General features: G+C 70.5%; 4 protein-coding genes and 1 pseudogene. All 5 read right to left on the bottom strand.

The window, feature by feature from the left end; translation table 11 throughout:
• Positions 1-282 (bottom strand): annotated as a pseudogene (locus AC1D01_RS26700) (uracil-DNA glycosylase); the annotation flags it as partial.
• Positions 279-1,067, bottom strand: a complete 789-nt coding sequence (trpC, locus tag AC1D01_RS26695) for an indole-3-glycerol phosphate synthase TrpC (RefSeq protein ID WP_477871745.1) — start codon at positions 1,065-1,067, stop codon at positions 279-281. The gene trpC and the pseudogene AC1D01_RS26700, both read right to left, overlap by 4 nt.
• Entirely contained in the window at positions 1,064-2,098 is a 1,035-nt protein-coding gene (trpD, locus tag AC1D01_RS26690; protein ID WP_477871743.1) for an anthranilate phosphoribosyltransferase, read from the bottom strand. The genes trpC and trpD overlap by 4 nt, the downstream gene beginning before the upstream one ends.
• Positions 2,099-2,117: 19 nt before the next feature.
• Positions 2,118-3,131: a low-specificity L-threonine aldolase gene (gene ltaE / locus AC1D01_RS26685; protein WP_477871741.1), complete on the bottom strand. Its 1,014-nt coding sequence runs from the start codon at positions 3,129-3,131 to the stop codon at positions 2,118-2,120.
• On the bottom strand, positions 3,128-3,260 hold a 133-nt coding region (locus tag AC1D01_RS26680; protein WP_477871747.1), incomplete at its 5' end, for a glutamine amidotransferase-related protein. The genes AC1D01_RS26680 and ltaE, both read right to left, overlap by 4 nt.

The following is a 3,260-nucleotide window of genomic DNA, read 5'->3' as shown; positions in this document are numbered from 1 at the left end:
GGCCGGCACCGAGAACGCGAGCCCGTGCGCCTGGCCCGGGCCGTGGTACGGGTCCTGCCCGAGGATCAGCACGCGGACCTCCGACAAGGCCGTCAGTTCCAGTGCGCGCAACGGCTCGGGCGGATAGACCACCGCCCCCTCGGCCACGCGCCGGTCGACGAACTCGATCAAGCCCCGCCCCGCGGCCGATTCGCGCCAGGGCCGCAGCACCTCGCGCCAGCCGATCGGCGCGGCATCGAGCACCTGCGCCAGCGGCGCCTTCAGCGAGCCCGCCGCACTCACCGGAACAGCTCGGCCAGCGCCACGCCCGGATCCGGCGCGCGCATGAACGCCTCGCCGACCAGGAAGGCATGCACGTTCGCATCGCGCATGCGCTGCACGTCGGCGCRCGCGAGGATGCCGCTCTCGGTCACCAGCAGCCGGTCGCCGGGCACCTGCTTCAGCAGGCCGAGCGAGGTGTCGAGCGTGACCTCGAAGGTGCGCAGGTTGCGGTTGTTGATGCCGACCAGCGGCGTCCTCAGGCGCAGTGCGCGGTCGAGTTCGGCGCCGTCGTGCACCTCGACCAGCACCGCCATGCCGAGCGCCTGCGCCTGCGCCTCCAGGTCGGCCATCTGCGCATCGTCGAGGGAGGCGGCGATCAGCAGGATGCAGTCCGCCCCCATCGCACGCGCCTCGAACACCTGGTACGCATCGATCATGAAATCCTTGCGCAGCACCGGCAGCGCACAGGCGGCGCGGGCGGCCTTCAGGTAGTCGACCGAGCCCTGGAAGAACGACCGGTCGGTCAGCACGCTGAGGCAGGCGGCGCCGTGCTTCTCGTAGCTCGCGGCGATCTCGGCCGGCACGAAGTGCTCGCGCAGCACGCCCTTGCTGGGGCTGGCCTTCTTGACCTCGGCGATCACCGCGGCCGTGCCGGCGGCCATCTTGTCGCGCAATGCCTTCGTGAAGTCGCGCAGACCGCCGAGCRATTCGGCCTCGCGCCGCACCGAGGCTTGGTCGCGCAGCTTGCGGGCCGCCGCGATCTCTTCGCGCTTGACCGCGTTGATCTTGTCGAGGATGTCGCTCATGCTGCCTTGAACTGGTTGGTGACGGCCACGAACTGGCTCAGCTTCGCCAGCGCCTTGCCCGAGGCCACCGCCTCGCGCGCCATCCGCACGCCCTCGGTCACCGACGACGCGACGTTCGCGCAGTACAGCGCCGCGCCGGCGTTCAGCAGCACGATGTCGCGCACCGGCCCGTCTTCGTTGGCGAACGCGCGCTGGATGCACTGCACCGACTCGGCCTTGTCGGCCACCTTCAGCACGCGGGTGTCGTAGACCGGCATGCCGAAATCGCTCGGGTGCACCATGTACTCGCGCACCTCGCCGTTCTTCAGCTCGCCGACCAGCGTCTCGCCCGACAGCGAGATCTCGTCCATGCCGTTCATGCCGTAGACCACCATCACGTGCTCCGAGCCCAGGCGCTGCAGCACGCGCACCTGGATGCCGACCAGGTCGGCGTGGAACACGCCCATCAGCTGGTTCGGCGCGCTGGCCGGGTTGGTCAGCGGGCCGAGGATGTTGAAGATCGTGCGCACGCCGAGCTCCTTGCGCACCGGGCCGGCATGCTTCATCGACGCATGGTGGTTGGGCGCGAACATGAAGCCGATGCCGCACTCCTGCAGGCACTGCGCGACCTGCGCCGCATTCAGGTCGACGTTGGCGCCGAAGGCCTCGAGCACGTCGGCGCTGCCGGAACTCGACGAGACGCTGCGCCCGCCGTGCTTGGCGATGCGCGCGCCGGCCGCGGCCGCGACGAACATCGCGGCGGTCGAGATGTTGAAGGTGTGCGCCGCGTCGCCGCCTGTGCCGCACAGGTCGACCAGGTGCGTCGTGTCGGCCACCACCACCGGCGTCGCGAACTCGCGCATCACCTGCGCGGCGGCGGCGATCTCGCCGATGGTTTCCTTCTTGACGCGCAAGCCCAGCGACAGCGCGGCGATCATCACCGGCGACATCTCGCCGCTCATGATGCGGCGCATCAGCGTCAGCATCTCGTCGTGGAAGATCTCGCGGTGATCGATGACGCGGGCCAGGGCTTCGGTGTTGCTGATGGTCATGGTTCGTCTCGTCGAGGATTCAGGCGCTCATGTGCTCGCGCACCGCGGCGATCGCGCGGTCGACGCCTGCGGCATCGACGTCGAGGTGCGTGACGAAGCGCAACCGGTACAGGCCGGTCGCCAGCACGCCGCGCGCCTTCAGGTGGTCGATCAGGCCAGCAGCCTTGGGGCCTTGCACGTCGACGAACACGATGTTGGTCTGCGGCGGCTCGACCGCGACACCCGGCACGTCGCGCAGGCCGGCGGCCAGCCGCTGCGCGAGCGCGTGGTCGTCGGCGAGGCGCTCGACATGGTGGTCCAGCGCATGCAGCACCGCGGCCGCCAGCACGCCGGACTGGCGCATGCCGCCGCCGAGCATCTTGCGCCAGCGGTGCGCGCCGTGGATGAAGGCCTTCGAGCCGACCAGCGCCGAGCCGACCGGCGCGCCGAGCCCCTTCGAGAAGCAGACCGACACGCTGTCGAAGTGCGCCGCGATCTCGCGCGCGGCGATGCCCTGCCTCACCGCGGCATTGAAGAGCCGCGCGCCGTCGAGGTGGGTCGCGAGGCCGCGCCGGYGCGCGAGGCCGGTCGCATCGGCCAGGTAGGCCTGCGACAGCACCTTGCCGCCGAGCGTGTTCTCGAGGCACAGCAGGCGCGAGCGGGCGAAGTGCGCGTCGTCGGGCTTGATCGCGGCCTCGATGTCGGCGAGCGCCAGCGCGCCGTCGGGCTGGTGCTCCAGCGRCTGCGGCTGCACGCTGCCCAGCACCGCGGCACCGCCGCCTTCCCAGCGGTAGGTGTGGGCCATCTGGCCGACGATGTATTCGTCGCCGCGGCCGCAGTGGCTCATGATGCCGATCAGGTTGCTCTGCGTGCCGGTCGGCACGAACAGCGCCGCCTCTTTTCCGAGCAGCGCGGCGATGCGCTCCTGCAGCGCGTTGACGGTGGGGTCGTCGGCGAACACGTCGTCGCCGACCTCGGCGCGGGCCATCGCCTCGCGCATCGCCGGTGTCGGCCGGGTGATGGTGTCGCTGCGCAGATCGACGACGCCGTTCATCCGCGCAACTCCAGGAAGTTCTTCAGCATCGCGTGCCCATGCTCGGTGAGGATCGATTCGGGGTGGAACTGCACGCCTTCGAGCGGCGTCTTGGTGCCGGCCAGCGCGGTGTGGCGCACGCCCATGATC

It is taken from the genome of Rhizobacter sp. P3_B12 (assembly GCF_056402895.1).
Note: the sequence above shows the minus strand (reverse complement) of the source record. Positions and strands in the feature narration are given on the sequence as shown.

What these genes read in the sequence shown, in the direction of transcription:
- trpD (WP_477871743.1), bottom strand. Translation starts at nt 2,098, where the DNA reads ATGACCATCAGCAACACCGAAGCCCTGGCCCGCGTCATCGATCACCGC.